Genomic DNA, 17085 nt, shown 5'->3' with positions numbered 1-17085 from the left:
ACGGTACGCAGACCGCCCCCGACGCGTCGCGTCGGGGGCGGTCCTGCGGTACGGCGCGCGGTCAGTGCTGACCGTGGCCCGTCGGCCGACCGCGGTCGTCGTCGTAGAAGTCGCGGCTGCCCGACTTGGCGAGCCCGCGGCTGACCATGTAGCCGATGGTCAGCAGGGTGACGTAGAACCACGCCTCCTGGGCGCCGAAGTCCGAGGCGTCGACGACCGCCGAGGCGATGAGGACCCCGACGACGGCGGCCACGTAGGCGATCAGCTCGGTGGTCTCGAACGACGCCTTGGTCTCGGTGCTGATCCGGCGGGGTGCGGCACTCGGGGGATGGCTCGTCGGGCGAGCGTGCTCCGCCTGTGTCCAGGCCGGCTGCGGCTGCACCCGACCCGGTCGGGGGAACGGCTGTGCTCCGAGAGACGTCGCACGTGCCGGCCCCGCCGTGCCCACCGCGGTCACGCACCTGCCGCGTGGCCGCTCGCACGCGACCGCGCCGTGCTCGGCGCGACGCCCCGCGCCGCGACCGTGACGGCGACCGCGACGGCGACCCCCGCGGCCGCGAGCGCCATCGCCGCGAGCACCCAGGGGACCGCGTGCTCGCTCGTCGCCCCCACCGCCAGCCCGATGAGGGGACCACCGACCAGCGGGCCGGCCAAGCCCGCCGCGAAGACACCGGTGATCCCGCGGCCGTCCGGCACGAGGGAGGCGTGCCATGCGATGACGGCAGGGAAGACCGGTCCGATGAGCAGGCCGGTCACGGCGTAGGCGACGACCGCGGACGGCGCGTGCGCCGCCGCGGCCGCGCTGGCGGCACCGGCGACCAGGCAGGTGATGACGAGGCGGCCCGGCGGCTGGCGCAGCAGGACGGGCGCCGCGCCCAGCCGGCCGAGGATGAGCCCGATCCAGAACAGGGACACCGCGGAGGCCGAGCCGCTCTCCGACAGGGAGGTCGTCGCACGGAGGTGGGTCGTCTCCCAGCCGGCCACGCCGCTCTCGACCGCGACGTACCCGAGCAGCACCGCGGCGAGCAGGAGCACCGCACCGCGGTGGCCGTGCCGCCTCCCCGCCGGGCCGGTCGCGCCGGGGTGCGGGAGGCGGAGCGTGGCGGTGAGGGCGGTCAGGACCAGCGCCGTGGCGCCGCAGACCAGGTACGGCGCGTGGAGGTCGTCGGGGCGCCTGCCCACGAGGAAGGGGAGCAGCACGGCACTGACCCCGAAGGCGGCGCTCAGGGCCATCAGCACGGCGCCGCTGCCCTCGCCGAAGGACCGGGCCAGCACCGTGTTGAGCGGGAGGTCGACGAGCCCGAACCCGATGCCGGCCACCAGGACGCCGGCGAGGGCGAGCGAGCCCGTCGGGGCGACGGGCAGCGCGAGGCAGCCCAGGGCCAGGAGGGCTGCTCCCCCGGTCAGCAGCGACGACGGCGCGACCCTGGTGCGCAGCCAGCCGGCGCCCACCACACCGGCCGCGGAGCCCGCGGCGTAGGCGGCGAAGAGCAGCGAGGAACCGAACGCGTCGAGCCGGTGACGCTCCTGCAGCAGCGGCAGTGTCGGCCCGAGGACGCTGGCGAGCATGCCGAGGGCGGCGAACCCCACCAGGCCCGTGACCGCGAGACGAGCCGACGAGGAACGGCGGGCGGGGGCGAGCGGGGCGCGTGACACCCGGGCAGTCAATCCTGCATACTTCGGCACAGTCAAGTAGACCTCGGCACAAGGAGCGGCAGACGTGCGGGTTTTCGCGAGCGAACGACAGGCGCGCGTGCTGCAGGAGCTGCACCGCCGGGGCAAGGTCGAGGTGACCGGCCTGTCGGCGCTCCTCGGCGTCTCGGAGGACACGGTCCGCCGCGACCTGCGCACCCTCGCGGAGGCCGGCCACCTGCAGAAGACCCACGGCGGGGCGGTAGCCCTGGACCCAGCCCGGATGCCCTTCCGGACGCGTGCCGACGTCGCCGGCGCCGCCAAGACGGCGATCGCGACCGTCGCGGCACGCCTGGTCGAGCCCGGCCAGACACTGTTCCTCGACGCCGGCTCGTCGGTGCTCGCGCTCGCCGCCGCGCTCGAGGTGCGCCCACTGCAGGTGGTCACCAACTCCCTCGACGTCGCGGCGCTGCTCGAGGCCGACGAGCAGGTCACGCTCGTCCTGGCGGGCGGCCGGTGGGACCCCCACTCGCGCTTCTTCGCGGGGCCCACGGCCGTCGCCACGCTCGCCGCGCACCGCGCCGACTGGGCGTTCCTGGGCGCCTGCGCCCTGCACCCCGGGGTGGGAGCCACCTCGGTGGACCCGCTGGACGCCGCGATGAAGCAGACGATGGCAGGAGCTGCTCTCCGCACCGTCGTCCTCGCCGACGCCACCAAGCACGGATCGGTCGCCCCGCACGCCGTCCTGGGCACCGACGCCATCGACGTGCTGGTCACCGAGGAGGTCGGCGACCTCGAACCGTGGCGCCTGCGGGGCGTCGACGTGCTGGTGGCCGACGCCGCGGGCTGAGCAGCGGCGGGGACGCGACACGGCCCCCACCCGGTGGGGTGGGGGCCGTGTCGAGGGGAGCCGCCTGTCGGAATCGAACCGACGACCTTCTCATTACGAGTGAGACGCTCTACCGACTGAGCTAAGGCGGCGCGCTGCCCGGCGCGGTCGAGACCTGCCGGGCAACCCGGGAGAGTATACGGACGCCGCCTGCCGGGGGCGAAACCGGCACACGCCCGGTGGTGGAGCGGTGGGTCAGGCCGCGAGGACGACCGTCGAGCCCTTGGCCGGGGCGAGGCCGTAGAGCGCCGACTGCTCGGCGCCGCACCAGCAGGTGAAGGTCGCCACCGGGCCGCGCTCGCTGTCGGCGACCGCCGTGACCTGGGAGGGGAAGATGAGCTGGCGCTTGGCGCAGGCGGTGCAGACGTGGGTGAACACGGCGGATCCTTTCTCGACTCGGGTGGAGTGGTGCTGAGTCCATTCTGGATCAGGTCCAGCCATAGGGGTAGCCTGACTTTCCTGCGGTCGACATAGGCTGGACCTATGCTTTCTGTGCACCAGCTCACATGCTTCCTCGCGACGTACGAGCAGGGCTCGCTCACTCGTGCCGCGGAGGAGCTCGGGTACGCCCAGCCGTCGGTGTCCGAGCAGATCCGGGCGCTGGAGAAGTCCCTCGACGTGCAGCTGTTCCGCCGGGTCGGGCGCGGGGTCGTCCCGACCACCGTGGCCGACACGCTCCGGCCGTACGCCGAGCGGGTGCTGGCCTCGATCGACGAGGCCGAGCGGGCGGTGCAGGGCGCCCGCTCGCTGGAGACGGGGACGATCCGGTTCGGCATGTTCGGCACCGCCCGGCTGTACGCCGGCGCCGGGCTCGTCGCGGACGTGCTCGAGCGCTACCCCGGCGTCCGGGTCGAGCTGATCGGCCAGAACTCGACCGACGTGCAGGAGGACCTGCGGCGCGGTCGGCTCGAGGCGGCGATGATCGCCGTGGCGGCCGCCTCGAGCGAGGGCATGACCATCACGCCGGTCGCCCGCGACGAGCTGGTCTACATCTCCGCCGACCCCGAGCGGGTGGCCTCGCCGGTCACCGCCCACCGGCTCTCCCAGGCGTCGCTGGTGCTGCCCGAGACGACCTGGCGGGCGAACGACTCCACGCGGATCGTGCTGCGGCAGATGCTGCACGAGACCGGCCGCAACCCGACCACCCGGATCGAGGTCGAGGACGTCGAGACCGCCGTCGAGCTGGTCGGCCTGGGGCTGGCCGACAGCGTCGTCCCGCGCGGCGTCGTCGACGAGCTGCTCCCGCGCCTCGCCCCCCGCGCCGGCTGGGCCCCGCTGCGCCCCCGCCAGCACGACATCCTCGCGATCGTCCACCGCTCCGACGCCACCCTCTCCCCCGCCGCCCGGCTGATGATCGAGCTGGCCACGCGCCGCATCCAGGCGATCGCCGACCCCATCCACCCGAGGTGATCGCCCGAAGGCTGCGACCCTGTTATTGTCTAGTTACTCACTCGACTTAGCAGGAGGAAGCATGACCAGCACCCTGGACCGCCCCACCCGCGCCACGTCCGACCTCCCCACCGTCCGCAAGGTCGGTGGCCGCATCGGCGCCGTGATCGAGGGGGTCCGCCTCGGCGCGGACCTCGACCCCGAAGCCGTCGCCACCATCCGCGCCGCGCTGCTCGCCCACAAGGTGGTCTTCTTCCGCGGCCAGGACCACCTCGACGACGCCGGGCAGCTGGCCTTCGCCGAGCAGCTGGGCACGCTCACCACGGCCCACCCGACCGTCAACACCGGCAGCGCGCACGTCCTCAGCCTCAACGCGACCAAGGGGATGGCGGCCAACAGCTGGCACACCGACGTCACCTTCGTCGACCGTGTCCCGGCGATCAGCGTGCTGCGCGGCGTCACCATCCCGCCGTACGGCGGCAACACCGTCTGGGCCAACACCGTCGCGGCGTACGACGCCCTCACGCCGCCGCTGCGGGCCCTCGTGGACGGGCTCTGGGCGGTGCACACCAACGAGTACGACTACGTCGCCACCTCTGAGGACCCCGAGGGCGACTCCCCCGACCGCGACGCGCTCGACCGCGGCCAGTTCCGGGCGACGTACTACGAGACGGAGCACCCGGTGGTGCGCGTGCACCCCGAGACCGGCGAGCGCTCGCTCGTCCTGGGGCACTTCGTCAAGCGCTTCGTGGGGCTGAACACCGCCGAGTCCAGCGCGCTGTTCAAGCTCCTCCAGGACCGGGTGACCCGGCTGGAGAACACCGTCCGCTGGCAGTGGCAGGAGGGCGACGTCGCGATGTGGGACAACCGGGCGACCCAGCACTACGCCGTGGCCGACTTCGACAACCACCGCCGCGAGGTACGGCGCGTGACGCTCGTCGGCGACGTGCCGGTCTCGGTCGACGGCCGCTCCAGCCGGGTCGTGGCCGGCAGCTCGGACGCCTACGCCCGGATCGACGAGCTGATCAGCTGACCCGACCGGTCAGCAGCGCAGCCCGTCCTCGGGGACGGTGCCGTCGACGAGGTAGTCCTCGACCGCCTCGTCGACGCACGCGTTGCCCACGTTGTAGCCGGTGTGCCCGTCGCCGTCGCGGGTGACCAGCACGCCGGACTCCAGCTCGCCGGCCAGCGCCTCCGCCCAGGCGTACGGCGTCGCCGGGTCGCGCGTCGTGCCGATCACCAGGATCGGCGGCGCCCCGGCGGCGTCGATCTCCGGCGTCTCCACGGTGGCCTCCGCCCGCACACCGAGGCAGCCGGCCTGCCCCCACGCGAAGACCTCGCCGAAGGTCGGCGAGGCCTCCTCGAACGCCGCCACCTGCCCGGGGATGTCGTCGGGGTCGACCGCCGAGGGGTCGTCGAGGCAGTTGATCGCGAGGATCGCCTCGGAGCTGTTGTCCTGGTAGCCCTCGGGTCCGCGCGAGGAGTAGAGGTCCGAGAGCTGCATGAGCTGCGACCCGTCGCCCTCGAACGCCGCGGTCAGCGCTCGGGTGAGCAGGAACCAGTAGTCGCGGTTGTAGAGCGGCGCGATGATCCCCGTGATCGCGTTGCCGACGGCCAGCTCGCGCTCGCCGCCGGTGGGCAGCGGCTCGGCGTCGACCTCGTCGATGAAGTCGGACAGCCGCTGGAGGCCGGCCTCGACGGAGTCGCCGAGCGGGCAGTCACCGCTGTCGACGCAGTCCTCGACGTAGGCGCGGATCGCCGTCTCGAAGCCGCGCGCCTGGCCGAGGGTCTGCTCGCGCGCGGTGAGCGTGGGGTCCACCGCCCCGTCGAGCACGAACCGGCCGACGCGGTCGGGGTGGAGCTCGGCGTAGGTCGCGCCGAGCTTCGTGCCGTACGACGCGCCGAGGTAGGTCAGCGTCGACTCCCCCAGCGCGGAGCGCAGGACGTCCATGTCCTGGGCCGCCTCGACGGTGGTGACGTGGTCGGCGAGGGCTCCGGACTCCGCGGCGCAGCCGGCGTTGAAGGCGCGCTGCGCCTGCTCGAGGGCGTCGGCCTCCTCGCGGTCGTCGGGGGCGGGGTCGGCGGCGAGGAAGACGTCGAGCTGCTCGTCGGAGACGCAGTCGACGGCGGTCGAGAAGCCGGTGCCGCGCGGGTCGAAGCCGACGACGTCGTAGCGCTCGCGCAGCGGCTCGCGGAAGGCGAGGCCGGCCTGCGCGGCGTACGTCGTGCCGGGCGCGCCGGGCCCGCCGGGGTTGACCACCAGCGAGCCGATCCGCCGCTCCGGGTCGCCGGCCGGCACCCGCAGCACCGCGATCTGGATCGTCTCGCCCGCCGGCTCGGCGTAGTCCAGCGGCACCGTCAGCCGGGCGCACTCGTTGTCCCCGCAGGCCGCCCAGGCGATCTCCTGCTCGTAGTACTTCCGCAGGGCCGGCCGGGGCGGGTCCTGCGCGCCGGGCGCGGGGGTGGTGGTCGGTGCGGGCACGGACCGGCCCGCACCGCCCGAGGAGGACCCCGAGCCGTCGCCGCCGGTGAGCCCGGCGACGGCGAGCCCGACGCCGCTGAGGACGAGCGCGGCGACCAGCACCAGCACGACGATCCGGACGGTCCTCGTGCTCATCAGGCGGCTCCTCGGCTCGGCACGCGCAGCGCGACCATCATCGACTCCAGGGCGAGGGCGACCGGGACGTTGAACTCCAGCATCTGCTCGCGGGCCTCGAAGATCCACCCGATCCGGCGCAGGTTCAGCTCCGGGGTCGAGGTGCGGACGACCACGTCGAGGTCGGCCCGGATCTCGGCGTTGACCAGCTCGCCGGGCGCGCCGGTCTGGATCGCGATCGCGTCGCGGTAGACCGACACCAGGTCCATCAGCGCGCGGTCGACCACGTCGAGGACGCGCCGCTTGGCGCGCCGCTTCTGGTCCTCCTGCAGCGCCTTGGCCGCCGCGGCGTACTCGCGCGGGCGTCGACCGCGGTCCTCGTAGCCGAAGGCCTGGTCGAGCTCGGCCTTCTCCCGCGCCTCCCGCTCGGAGGTGATGGCCTCCGCCTCCTCCTTGGCGACCTCCGCGAGCCGGGCCGCCGCCCGCATGCACCGGCCGAGGTCGGTGACCGAGGCGGGGATGCCGACGACCTCGTTGCGGCGCTGCCGGGCGCCCTCGTCGCGCACCAGCGCGCGGGCTCGCCCGATGTGGCCCTGGCTGGCGCGGGCGGCGTACGACGCGAGCGCGGGGTCGACCGCGTCGGTGCGGGCGAGGAACGCCGCGACGTCGGCGGTGGCCGGCGTGGCCAGGGTGACCAGGCGGCACCGCGAGCGGATCGTCGGCAGCACGTCCTCGACGGTCGGTGCGCAGAGCAGCCACACGGTCCGCGCGTTCGGCTCCTCGATCGCCTTGAGCATGGCGTTGCCGGAGTGCTCGTTGAACCGGTCGGCGTCCTCGACCACGATGATCTGCCAGCGGCCGCCGACCGGGCTGAGCGCCGAGCGGCGCACCAGCTCCCGGGCCTCCTTGACGACGAACTGCACCGACTCGGTCCGCGCGACCGCGACGTCGGCGTGGGAGCCGGCGAGCACCGTGCGGCACGAGTGGCAGGTGCCGCAGCCGGCGTCCTCGCACTGCAGGGCGGCCGCGAAGGCGATGGCGGCGTTGGAGCGGCCCGAGCCCGGCGGTCCGGTGAACAGCCAGGCGTGGCTCATCCCCTGCCCGCGGGCGGCGGCGGCGAGCGCCTCGACCGGCCGGGCCTGCCCGACCAGGGAGTCCCAGACCGTCATCGTGCGGCCTGCCCGAGCAGCGGCTCGACGCGGGCGCGCACCGCGGCGGCGACCTCGTCGACGGGGGCGCGGGCGTCGAGCACGAGGTAGTGCTCGGGGTCGGCCTCGGCCATCCGCAGGAACGCCTCGCGGACCCGGCGGTGGAACTCCAGCCCCTCCCCCTCGATCTTGTCCCGCTCGGCGAACCGGCCCAGGCCCTGCTCGGGCTCCAGGTCGAGCACCACGGTCAGGTGGGGTCGCAGGTCGTCGGTCGCCCAGCGCGAGATCCGCTCCACCATGGCGAGGTCGAGGTCGCGCCCGGCGCCCTGGTAGGCCAGCGAGGAGTCGACGTACCGGTCCATCACCACGACCTCCCCGCGCTCGAGGGCGGGCCGGACGAGGCGCGCGACGTGCTCGGCGCGGTCGGCGGCGTACAGCAGCGCCTCGGTGTGCGGGTCGAGGTCGCCGGTCGTCGGGTCGAGGACCAGCCGGCGCAGGACCTTGCCGACCTCGGTGTCGCCGGGCTCGAAGGTCAGCACGACGGCGTACCCCTCGGCCTCCAGCCACTCCCGAAGCCGCCGGGACTGGGTGGACTTGCCCGACCCCTCGCCACCCTCGAAGCAGACGAGGACGCCGGTGGGTGAGTGCACGGCCCGAACCTACGTGGGACGACCGACACCGGCCAACGCGGCGTGCAGGATTCCCCGGGGCCCCGGGGATTCCGGCACTCCTCGGCGGAAGCTTCCCCTGAGGAGTGCCGGTTTCCCCTGAGGAGCACCCGGGCGGCGTCGGCCGCCGCGCGCGCCGCGGACCGCGGCTGCCAGACTCCCGCGCCATGACCACCGCGCGCACCGTCCCGGTCACCACGGAGATGGACGGCGACGAGCTCGACGCCGAGGACGCCTGGCACCTCGCCCGCCACCACGGGCTGCGGCGGGTGGCGGTCGACTCCTTCGTGCGGTTCCGGTACGGCGACGGGTTCACCAACAGCCGCGCGCTCGCCCTGCAGGCCTGCCTCGCGGTCGTGCCGTTCCTGCTGGCGCTCACCGGGCTGACCGCCGACCTCGACCAGCAGCGGCTGGCCGAGGTCGTCGCGCTGACCGTCCAGCAGGTCTCGCCCGGGCAGGGCGGTGGCGACGCGCTCGCCGGGGCGGTCGCCGGCGGCGACAGCAGCGAGGACGCCGGCGAGGTCGCGCTCGCCCTGGGCCTGGTGCTGTCGCTGGTGTCGATGACGACCGCCATGGGACAGGTCGAGCGCGGGACGAACCGGATCTACGGCATCCGCCGCGACCGGCCCGCCCTGCACAAGTACGGCCGCGCGGCGGTGCTGACCGCACTGCTGGCGGTGCCGGTGGGGCTCGGGTTCCTGCTGCTCGTCGCGGGCGGGGCGTTCGGGGACGCGATGGTCGAGGTCTACGGCTGGTCCGCCGGCACCGACCGGGCCTGGGACGTCGCCCGCTGGCCCCTGGGCCTGCTGCTGCTCGTCGTGACGATCGCGGTGCTGCTCGACCACGCCCCGCGGCGACGCCAGCCGGCGCTGTCATGGCTCGCGCTCGGCTCGGCCACCGCGGTGGCGGTCAGCCTGCTCGCGGCGGCCGGCCTGGCGGCGTACGTGCGGCTCAGCGGGTCCTTCGGCGACACCTACGGGCCGCTGGCGGGGATCATGGCTCTGCTGCTGTGGTCCTGGCTGAGCGCGACCGGGCTGTTCTACGGCACGGCCGTGTGCGCGCAGCTGGAGGCCTACCGCGCCGGCGAGCCGGAGCCGGCGTACGACGACCCCGGCCGCCCGCACGGGCGGGCGGTCCGGGACTCCTGAGAGCGGCGCCGGTCAGGCCTTCTTGGCCGCGGCCCCCGTCGCCTTCTTCGCCGTGGTCTTCTTGGTCGCCGTCTTCTTGGCGGTGGTCTTCTTGGCCGCCGCCTTCTTGGCCGGCGCCTTCGTCGTCTTCTTCGCGCCCTTCTTGGCCGGGCCGCGCTCGCGCCGCTCGGCGAGCAGCTCGGCGGCGCGCTCGATGGTGATCGACTCGACGGTGTCGTCCTTGCGGAGGGTCGCGTTGTACTCCCCGTCGGTGACGTACTCCCCGAACCGGCCGGACTTCACGACCACCGGCTGCCCGGAGACCGGGTCGTTGCCGAGCTCCTTGAGCGGCGGCGCGGCCGCGGCACGACCGCGCTGCTTGGGCTGGGCGTAGATCCGCAGCGCCTCGTCGAGGGTGATCGTGAGCAGCTGGTCCTCGGAGGCCAGCGACCGCGAGTCGGTGCCCTTCTTCAGGTACGGCCCGTACCGGCCGTTCTGCGCGGTGATCTCCTCGCCGTCCTCGGCGGTGCCGACCACCCGCGGCAGCGACAGCAGCTTGACGGCGTCCTCGAGGGAGATCGTGTCGAGCGACATCGACTTGAACAGCGAGCCGGTGCGCGGCTTGGCCGACTTCGGCGCGTCCTCGGGGAGCACCTCGGTGACGTACGGGCCGAAGCGGCCGTTCTTCGCCACGACCTCCAGGCCGGACTCGGGGTGGCGGCCGAGCTGGATCTCCTCCCCGGCGGGGTTGGCGAAGAGCTCGGTGGCCTTCTCCAGCGTCAGCTCGTCCGGCGGCAGGTCGTCGGGCACGTTGGCCCGCTTGCCGATCGGGTTGCCCTCGTCGTCGGGCCCCTCGAGGTAGGGGCCGTACCGGCCCACGCGCAGGTTGATCCCGGAGTCGGGGCCGCCGACGGGGAACGTCGCCAGCTCGCGCGCGTCGATGTCGCCGAGCCCGTCGACCAGCTTCTTGAGGCCCTCGACGTCGCCGGTGCCGAAGTAGAACTCCGCCAGCTCGGTGCCGCGGTCCTTGCGGCCGGCGGCGATCTCGTCGAGCGCGTCCTCCATCTGGGCGGTGAACTCGTAGGAGATCTGCCGGGGGAAGTGCTCCTCCATCAGGCGGATCACCGAGAACGCCAGCCAGGCCGGCACCAGGGCCGTGCCCTTCTTGTAGACGTAGCCGCGGTCGATGATCGTCTTGATGATCGAGGCGTACGTCGACGGGCGGCCGATCTCGCGGTCCTCGAGCTCCTTGACCAGCGTGGCCTCGGTGTAGCGGGCCGGCGGCTTGGTCTCGTGGCCGGCGGCGGCGAGCGAGGCCGCGGAGAGGGCGTCGCCCTCGGCCAGGACGGGGAGCCGGGTCTCGGCGTCGTCCTTCTGGCCGCCGTCGTCGGTGCCCTCGACGTAGGCCTTGAGGAAGCCGTGGAAGGTGATGGTGCGACCGCTGGCGGAGAACACCACGTCCTCGCCGGTCGCGGCGGTGCCGCCGATGCGGACCGAGACCGACTGGCCGGTGGCGTCCTTCATCTGCGAGGCGACGGTGCGCATCCAGATCAGCTCGTAGAGCCGGAACTGCTCACCGGTCAGGCCGGTCTGGCCGGGGGTGCGGAAGGTGTCGCCCGCGGGGCGGATCGCCTCGTGCGCCTCCTGGGCGTTCTTGACCTTGCCGGCGTAGGTGCGGGGGGCGTCGGGGAGGTACTCGGCGCCGTACAGCTCGCGCACCTGCGACCGTGCCGCGTCGATCGCGGCCCCCGACAGCGTCGAGGAGTCGGTACGCATGTAGGTGATGAAGCCGTTCTCGTACAGGCGCTGGGCGACCGACATCGTCACGCTCGCGCTCATGCCGAGCTTGCGGCTGGCCTCCTGCTGCAGCGTCGTGGTGCGGAACGGCGCGTACGGCGAGCGGCGATAGGGCTTGGACTCCACCGAGCGCACCTCGAAGGTGCTCTCCTGCAGCGCCTGCGACAGCGCCTCCGCGCGGGTCCGGTCCACGTGCAGTGGTAGCGGTCGCTTGGGGTCACCATCGGTGGTGGCGGCTTTGAGGTTCCCGTCCGGACCGAAGTCCGAGCCGCGCGCGACCCGGACCGCGTCGACGGAGTGCAGCTTGGCCGGGAACATCCGCTGGTCGTGCTCGGAGCCGGCGTCGAAGGTCGCGTCGAGGTCCCAGTACGACGCCACGCGGAAGCGCATCCGCTCGCGCTCGCGGTCGACGACCAGGCGGGTGGCCACGGACTGCACGCGGCCCGCGGAGAGGCCGGACATGACCTTCTTCCACAGCACCGGGCTGACCTCGTAGCCGTAGAGGCGGTCGAGGATGCGTCGGGCCTCCTGGGCCTCGACGAGGTCCATGTCGAGCTCGCGGGGGTTCTCGGCCGCGGCGAGGATCGCCGGCTCGGTGATCTCGTGGAAGACCATCCGGCGCACCGGGATGCCCTTGGGCTTCAGCTCGTCGAGGAGGTGCCAGGCGATCGCCTCGCCCTCGCGGTCCTCATCGGTGGCGAGGAAGAGCTCGTCGGCGTCCTTGAGCAGCGACTTGAGCTTCTTGACCTGGTCCTTGGAGCGCTTCGGGACCACGTAGTAGGGCTCGAAGCCGTTGTCGATGTCGACACCGAACCGGCCCCACCACTTGTCCTTGATCTTGGCCGGGATGTCGGCGGCGGACTGTGGCAGGTCACGGATGTGCCCGATCGAGGACTCGACGACGTACCCCTGACCGAGGTAGCCCCCGATCTTCTGGGCCTTCGCCGGGGACTCGACGATCACCAACTTGTGTGCCACGGACCTGTCATTCCTCACGTTGCCTGGGACGGAGCCACGATCACCGGGGCTCACGGCCGCTCACGGTAGCGCGTGCTGTCGACCCGGCCGCCCCGACGGGGGCCGGGGACCAGCGCCCCGAGACCGATCTCTCCCTCAACGTTCCGGGCCCGGTCACCGTCAGAAGGGGGACAGTGGACACCGGACGGACGGGAGAGGGCACATGGCTGGAGGCGGACCGGGGACCGAACCCGGCCTCGGCGGGTTCGCCGACTTCATGGCCGTGCACCAGGCCGCGCTCCTGCGGCTGGCGCACGCGCTCACCGGCGACCCGCACGACGCCTGGGACCTGACCCAGGAGACCTTCGCGCGCCTCGGCGAGCGGTGGGACGGCCGCCGGCCGGACGTGCCCGAGGCGTGGGTGCGGACGGTCATGGTGCGCCTCAACATCGATCGGGTGCGCCGGCTGAGGCGCGAGCTGCCGCTGCTCGGCGGGGCCGACCGCGGCCAGCCGGTGCAGCAGGTCGGCGCGGTCGACGTGTGGCTGGTCGAGGCGCTCGCCACGCTCACCCCGCGGCAGCGCACCGCCCTCGCGCTGCGGTACGTCGAGGACCTCGACGTCCGTGGCATCGCGGAGCGGATGGGCTGCTCGGAGGGGACCGTGAAGAGCCAGCTCTCCCGCGGCACCCAGCGCCTGCGCGAGCACGCCCGCGACCACGCGGACCACCACGCAGGCCACCTCCCGGCCGTCCCGGGTCCGGCCCGACGAGAGGAAGCGAACCGATGAACGACGACACCGGGCACGACCGCACGATCGCCGCCGCCTACGACCGGCTGGGCGCCGCGGTGCACCCGCCGGGCGACGCCCCGCAGCGGGTCGCCCGCCGGATCGCCGTACGCCGCCGCCGGCGCCGCGCCGCCGGGGGCGTCGCCGCCCTCGCCGTGGCGGCCGTCGTTGGCACCGCCGCGGTCAGCACCGGCGGCGAGCCGGACCGGGCGGTCGACCCGGCCACGGAGCGCGAGCCCGGACCGGTGAGCACGCTGAGCACCACGATGCCGGACGGGACGACGCACACCTTCGACGAGGTCGAGGTGACCTGCGAGGGCGGCACCATCACCGCACAGTCGCCCTTCCGCACCACCGGCGAGACCGCGGACGGCGGCCTGTCAGAGCCGTACCTCTTCATCGAGGGCGAGGTCGACAAGCTGCCCGCGGGCCGGGTCCTGCACCTGCCGGTCGACGGGCCGGGTGGCTCGGACACCTACCCGGTCGTCCTCTTCTTCGCCCTCGCCGGGGACCGCGAGGCCAACGAGCTGTCCAGCGCCGTGGGCGGCGCCTCCGGCACCGTCGAGGTGGTCGAGGCCTCCTGCGGCGAGGCGCCCCGGCTCGAGCTCCGCGTCGACGCCGTCCTCGGCAGCGAGGTCGAGCAGGAGGCGATGCCGCTCACGGGCGAGCTGCGGTGAGGAAGCCCTCCTCGACCAGCTCGGCCACGACGGGCAGGTAGGTCGCCCGGGTCTGCTCGGCGTCGCGGTCGGTGAGCTGGGCGACGGCGTCGAGGATCTGGCCGACGCTCAGCTCACCGTCGCAGGCACCGACCAGCGCCGCCTCGACGGTGTCGGCCTGCCGGGCCCGCCGCAGGCCGCGCTGCTGGCGCAGCACGATCGTCTCCGGGTCCTCGGCGCCCACCGGGCCGACGGTCTCCTGGCGCACGTCCTCGCGGACCACGAGCCGCACCTCCGCGCCGACCTCCACCGAGCCCGCGTCGCCCCAGGCGCGGATCGCGGGGCCGATCGGCTGCTCGACGTCGTAGGGCCAGTCGAGGAAGGTGCGCCGGCTCGCGCCCGGCCCGGTCCGGTGCAGGTTGATCCACCCGAACCCGATCGCCTCCACGCCCTGCTCCTCGAACCACGAGAGCCAGGTGTCGTAGCGGACCAGGTAGTCCGGCGCGCCGTGCTGCCCGGCGTCCTTGAGCCACAGCTCGACGTACGCCGAGGGGTCGAGCAGCTCGCGCTGCACGACGAGCGCGTCGCAGTCGTCGGCGATCCACGGTGCCAGCCGCTCGTCCCAGGGGCGGCCGTCGAGCACGGCCCAGTTGGCCAGGACCTGGCACCAGCCGCCGTCGGCGAGGTGCGAGGGCGCCGCACGGACGATGTCCTCCACGACGCGGTCCCCCGGCAGCCCGGAGTCGCGGTAGACCAGGCGCTCGCCCGTCGCCGGCGAGATGACGAACGGCGGGTTGGTGGCGATCAGGTCGAAGCGCTCGTCCGCGACCGGCTCGAAGAAGGACCCCTCGCGCACGTCGATGCTGCCGGCGACCTCGTTGAGCGCGGCGTTGAAGCGGGTCACCCACAGCGCACGCCGGTTGACGTCGGTGGCGACGACCTGGCCCACGTGGGTGGCGAGGTGCAGCGCCTGCACGCCGCACCCGGTGCCGAGGTCGAGCGCCCGGCCGAACGGCTCGCGGATCGTCAGCTGGGCCAGCGAGGTCGAGGCCGGGCTGATCCCGAGCACGTGGTCGGTGCCGACCACCTGCGGCCCGCCGTCGAGGCCGGGGGTCAGGTCGCTGACGACCCACAGGTCGCGGCCGTCCGCGGCGTACGGCCGCACGTCGAGGCGCGCGGCGACCTCGCCGACGGTCTGCTCGAGCAGGCCCTCGGCGGCCATCCGGTCCACCAGGTCCGGGAGCGCGCGCTGGGCCTCCGCGAGGCCGACCGGCGTCTGGAGCAGGAAGAGGCGGACGAGCGTCTCCAGCGGCAAGCCGCCCTGGGTGCGCCGCAGCCCCGGGGTCGTCTCGTTGCGGGCCAGGGCGTCGTGGGCGCTGGGACCGAGCAGCTCGGCGACGGCGTCGTAGGTGAAGCCGGCCACGGTCAGCGCCGCGCGCAGGCGGGCCGGGAGGTCGGAGGCAGAGGTGCTCACCGGCTCGACTCTAGGGCCATCCACGTCCGGGCGGACCTCCCACATGGCTCGTCCGGATGACTACCGAGCACCTGCCGCATGGCCCGGATGGACTAGTCCGTTCGGGCCATCCCGAGGCAAAGACCTGTCTTAAGACCCGTCCTTGGCCCTAGGTTCCGTCCCGGGGAAGAACGTGACGTGCGTGACACGTCGCGACACAGCTGTGCGTCCGGCCGGGAGCCCGGGCGTCCGATGGGGAGGGACCTGCATGCCCACGCACCACCGCGCCCTGAGCGCGCTCGCCACCACCGCCCTGCTGTCCTCGGGCCTCGCGCTCGGCACCGCCGGCTCGGCCGCGGCGGCGCCGGCGCAGCCGGCGCCGGTCTCCCGGCCGCAGACCGGCGACGGCATCCTGGACCCGATCCTCGACCCGATCCTGGGCGGCCTCTCCGTCGTCACCCAGCCGCTGCTGTCGACCCTCGGCGGCGCGCCCGGCGTGGGCCAGCTGCTGACCGCCACCGCGCCGGTCTGGAACATTCTGAACAGCCTCGTCGCCACCGACGTCGAGTGGCTGTGCGACGGCGTCCCGATCCCGGGGACGCAGGGACAGCTCACCTTCGTGCCGACCCAGGCCCAGGCCGGCTGCCAGGTCGCCGCGAAGTTCGTCGGACGGGTCCTGGGCATCCTGCCGGTCGAAGCCGTCACCGCCTCCGTGCTCGTGCCGCTGGGCGTGGCGCCGCAGACGCCGGTCGCCACCAAGCCGGTCGCCGTCGCCGGCACCCCGAAGGTCGGCGCACCGCTCACCGCGACCGCACCGGCCTGGGACACCGACGCCACCGACGTCGCCACCACCTACCAGTGGCTGCGCGGCGGCACGGCGATCACGGGCGCCACGGCCGCGTCGTACACCCCGACCGCCGAGGACCTCGGCAAGGCGGTCACCGTCCGCGCGACCGGCACCCGGGACGGTGCCCCCGAGCCCGCCACCTCGACCAGCTCCGCCGTCACGGTCCTCCTCGGCGACGCCCCGACCGCGGCTGCACCGGCCGTCTCGGGCGACCCCAGGCCCGGCAGCACGCTCACCGTCGCGGCGCCCGCCTGGTCGGGGACCAGGCCGGTCGTCACGACCTACCAGTGGCTCCGCGACGGCCAGCCGGTCACCGGCGCGACGACCGCGTCGTACGCCGTCACCGAGGCCGACGCCGGCCGCACCCTCGCCGCGCGGGCCACCGGCACGCGCGCCGGCCACACCCCGGGCACCGCGACGTCCCAGGCCGTCACCGTCGGCGCCGCCGAGCCGCTGACCGCGACGGTCCCGCCCTCGATCACGCGGCCCGCGGGCGGCGTCACGGTCGGGCGGACGCTCACCGCCACCCCCGGCACCTGGAGCGCCCCGGCCACCGCGGTCGCCTACACGTGGCGGCGCGACGGGAGCACCATCCCCGGCGCCACCGGCCCGACGTACGTCGTCCGGCCCGCCGACGTCGGACGCGCGCTCTCGGTCGCCGTCACGGCGAGGGCGACCGGCTTCGCGGAGGGCACGTCCAGCTCGCCCACCGTCACGGTCGCCCGGTCGTCCTCCACCACCGTCGCGCGACTCAGCCGCACGGAGGTCCGCAAGGGCGCGAAGGTCACGCTCCGGGTCGCCGTCCGCTCGGCCGCCGGCGCCCCGACCGGCACCGTGCGCGTCCTCGACGGCACGCGGGTGCTGACCAAGGTCGTCGTGCGTGGCACCCGCACGGTCAGGCTGCGGGGGCTGGCCGTCGGCAGGCACCGCATCCGGGTCCAGTACGTCGGCTCGACCACCACGGCACCGTCGACCTCGAAGGTCGTCGTGCTCACGGTCCGGAAGCGGGCGTGACCACCTCCGGACCGGTCCAGACCAGCAGGGGCACGCGGCCGATCCGTGTGTCCCACGTCACGCTCCGCCGTACCGTCGCGCGCGGAGAGAGCAGTTCCGGCGCCCCGTCCCGGGCGCCGTCATGG

General features: G+C 74.1%; 15 protein-coding genes and 1 tRNA gene. 7 read left to right on the top strand and 9 right to left on the bottom strand.

Annotated features, from left to right (window positions below):
* Positions 1–61: 61 nt before the first annotated feature.
* Together AB0N29_RS09410 and AB0N29_RS09405 are read right to left on the bottom strand one after the other, a co-directional pair.
* Positions 62–382 (bottom strand): hypothetical protein, encoded by a 321-nt coding sequence (locus AB0N29_RS09410; RefSeq protein WP_364866073.1) that lies wholly within the window; start codon positions 380–382, stop codon positions 62–64.
* 71 nt (positions 383–453) lie between these two features.
* On the bottom strand, positions 454–1656 hold the full coding sequence (locus AB0N29_RS09405; protein WP_364866071.1) for an MFS transporter: 1203 nt from the start codon (positions 1654–1656) through the stop codon (positions 454–456).
* Between the two features lie 64 nt (positions 1657–1720).
* On the opposite strand from AB0N29_RS09405, the gene AB0N29_RS09400 reads away from it, so the two are divergent.
* A complete protein-coding gene (locus AB0N29_RS09400; protein WP_364866069.1) occupies positions 1721–2482 on the top strand; it encodes a DeoR/GlpR family DNA-binding transcription regulator in 762 nt (253 codons plus the stop codon).
* Between the two features lie 58 nt (positions 2483–2540).
* Here AB0N29_RS09400 and AB0N29_RS09395 read toward each other — a convergent pair.
* Positions 2541–2613 (bottom strand) — tRNA-Thr (locus AB0N29_RS09395).
* Between the two features lie 103 nt (positions 2614–2716).
* Positions 2717–2899, bottom strand: a complete 183-nt coding sequence (locus AB0N29_RS09390) for a hypothetical protein (RefSeq protein WP_302269229.1) — start codon at positions 2897–2899, stop codon at positions 2717–2719.
* 105 nt (positions 2900–3004) lie between these two features.
* On the opposite strand from AB0N29_RS09390, the gene AB0N29_RS09385 reads away from it, so the two are divergent.
* Both AB0N29_RS09385 and AB0N29_RS09380 read left to right on the top strand, forming a co-directional pair.
* Positions 3005–3931 carry a LysR family transcriptional regulator gene (locus tag AB0N29_RS09385; protein ID WP_364866067.1) on the top strand — a complete coding sequence of 309 codons (927 nt, stop codon included), beginning with the start codon at positions 3005–3007 and terminating at the stop codon, positions 3929–3931.
* A gap of 61 nt (positions 3932–3992) precedes the next feature.
* The gene (locus tag AB0N29_RS09380) at positions 3993–4943 is read left to right on the top strand and encodes a TauD/TfdA family dioxygenase (RefSeq protein WP_364866065.1); all 951 of its coding nucleotides are present in this window, start codon (positions 3993–3995) and stop codon (positions 4941–4943) included.
* 9 nt (positions 4944–4952) lie between these two features.
* Here AB0N29_RS09380 and AB0N29_RS09375 read toward each other — a convergent pair whose 3' ends face one another.
* From AB0N29_RS09375 to tmk, 3 genes are read right to left on the bottom strand one after another with little or no spacing between them, the layout of a single operon-like run.
* Positions 4953–6527 (bottom strand): alpha/beta hydrolase, encoded by a 1575-nt coding sequence (locus AB0N29_RS09375; protein ID WP_364866063.1) that lies wholly within the window; start codon positions 6525–6527, stop codon positions 4953–4955.
* A complete protein-coding gene (locus AB0N29_RS09370) occupies positions 6527–7675 on the bottom strand; it encodes a DNA polymerase III subunit delta' (RefSeq protein WP_302269223.1) in 1149 nt (382 codons plus the stop codon). Before AB0N29_RS09370 ends, AB0N29_RS09375 begins: the two co-directional genes overlap by 1 nt.
* Positions 7672–8304, bottom strand: coding sequence for a dTMP kinase (gene tmk, locus AB0N29_RS09365; protein ID WP_364866060.1), 633 nt, complete (start codon positions 8302–8304; stop codon positions 7672–7674). Before tmk ends, AB0N29_RS09370 begins: the two co-directional genes overlap by 4 nt.
* 185 nt (positions 8305–8489) lie before the next feature.
* Between tmk and AB0N29_RS09360 the strand changes: the two genes are divergently transcribed.
* On the top strand, positions 8490–9470 hold the full coding sequence (locus AB0N29_RS09360) for a YihY/virulence factor BrkB family protein (protein ID WP_364866058.1): 981 nt from the start codon (positions 8490–8492) through the stop codon (positions 9468–9470).
* 12 nt (positions 9471–9482) lie between these two features.
* On the opposite strand, the gene topA is transcribed toward AB0N29_RS09360, so the two are convergent.
* Positions 9483–12224, bottom strand: a complete 2742-nt coding sequence (gene topA, locus AB0N29_RS09355; protein WP_364866056.1) for a type I DNA topoisomerase — start codon at positions 12222–12224, stop codon at positions 9483–9485.
* 202 nt (positions 12225–12426) lie between these two features.
* Here topA and AB0N29_RS09350 point away from each other — a divergent pair, with 202 nt between their 5' ends.
* Both AB0N29_RS09350 and AB0N29_RS09345 read left to right on the top strand, forming a co-directional pair.
* The gene (locus AB0N29_RS09350; RefSeq protein WP_364866054.1) at positions 12427–12990 is read left to right on the top strand and encodes a sigma-70 family RNA polymerase sigma factor; all 564 of its coding nucleotides are present in this window, start codon (positions 12427–12429) and stop codon (positions 12988–12990) included.
* Positions 12987–13667, top strand: coding sequence for a hypothetical protein (locus tag AB0N29_RS09345; protein WP_364866052.1), 681 nt, complete (start codon positions 12987–12989; stop codon positions 13665–13667). The genes AB0N29_RS09350 and AB0N29_RS09345 overlap by 4 nt, the downstream gene beginning before the upstream one ends.
* Here AB0N29_RS09345 and AB0N29_RS09340 read toward each other — a convergent pair.
* On the bottom strand, positions 13648–15120 hold the full coding sequence (locus tag AB0N29_RS09340; RefSeq protein ID WP_364866050.1) for a methyltransferase: 1473 nt from the start codon (positions 15118–15120) through the stop codon (positions 13648–13650). The genes AB0N29_RS09345 and AB0N29_RS09340 overlap by 20 nt on opposite strands.
* Before the next feature lie 247 nt (positions 15121–15367).
* Between AB0N29_RS09340 and AB0N29_RS09335 the strand changes: the two genes are divergently transcribed.
* Complete coding sequence (locus tag AB0N29_RS09335; RefSeq protein ID WP_364866048.1) at positions 15368–16960, top strand: Ig-like domain repeat protein; 1593 nt, start codon at positions 15368–15370, stop codon at positions 16958–16960.
* Positions 16961–17085: the final 125 nt, after the last annotated feature.

Source organism: Nocardioides sp. NPDC092400 (assembly GCF_040684155.1).
Lineage (GTDB): Bacteria > Actinomycetota > Actinomycetes > Propionibacteriales > Nocardioidaceae > Nocardioides.
The sequence above is the reverse complement of the archived record's forward strand: the minus strand, read 5'-3'. Positions and strand labels throughout refer to the sequence as shown.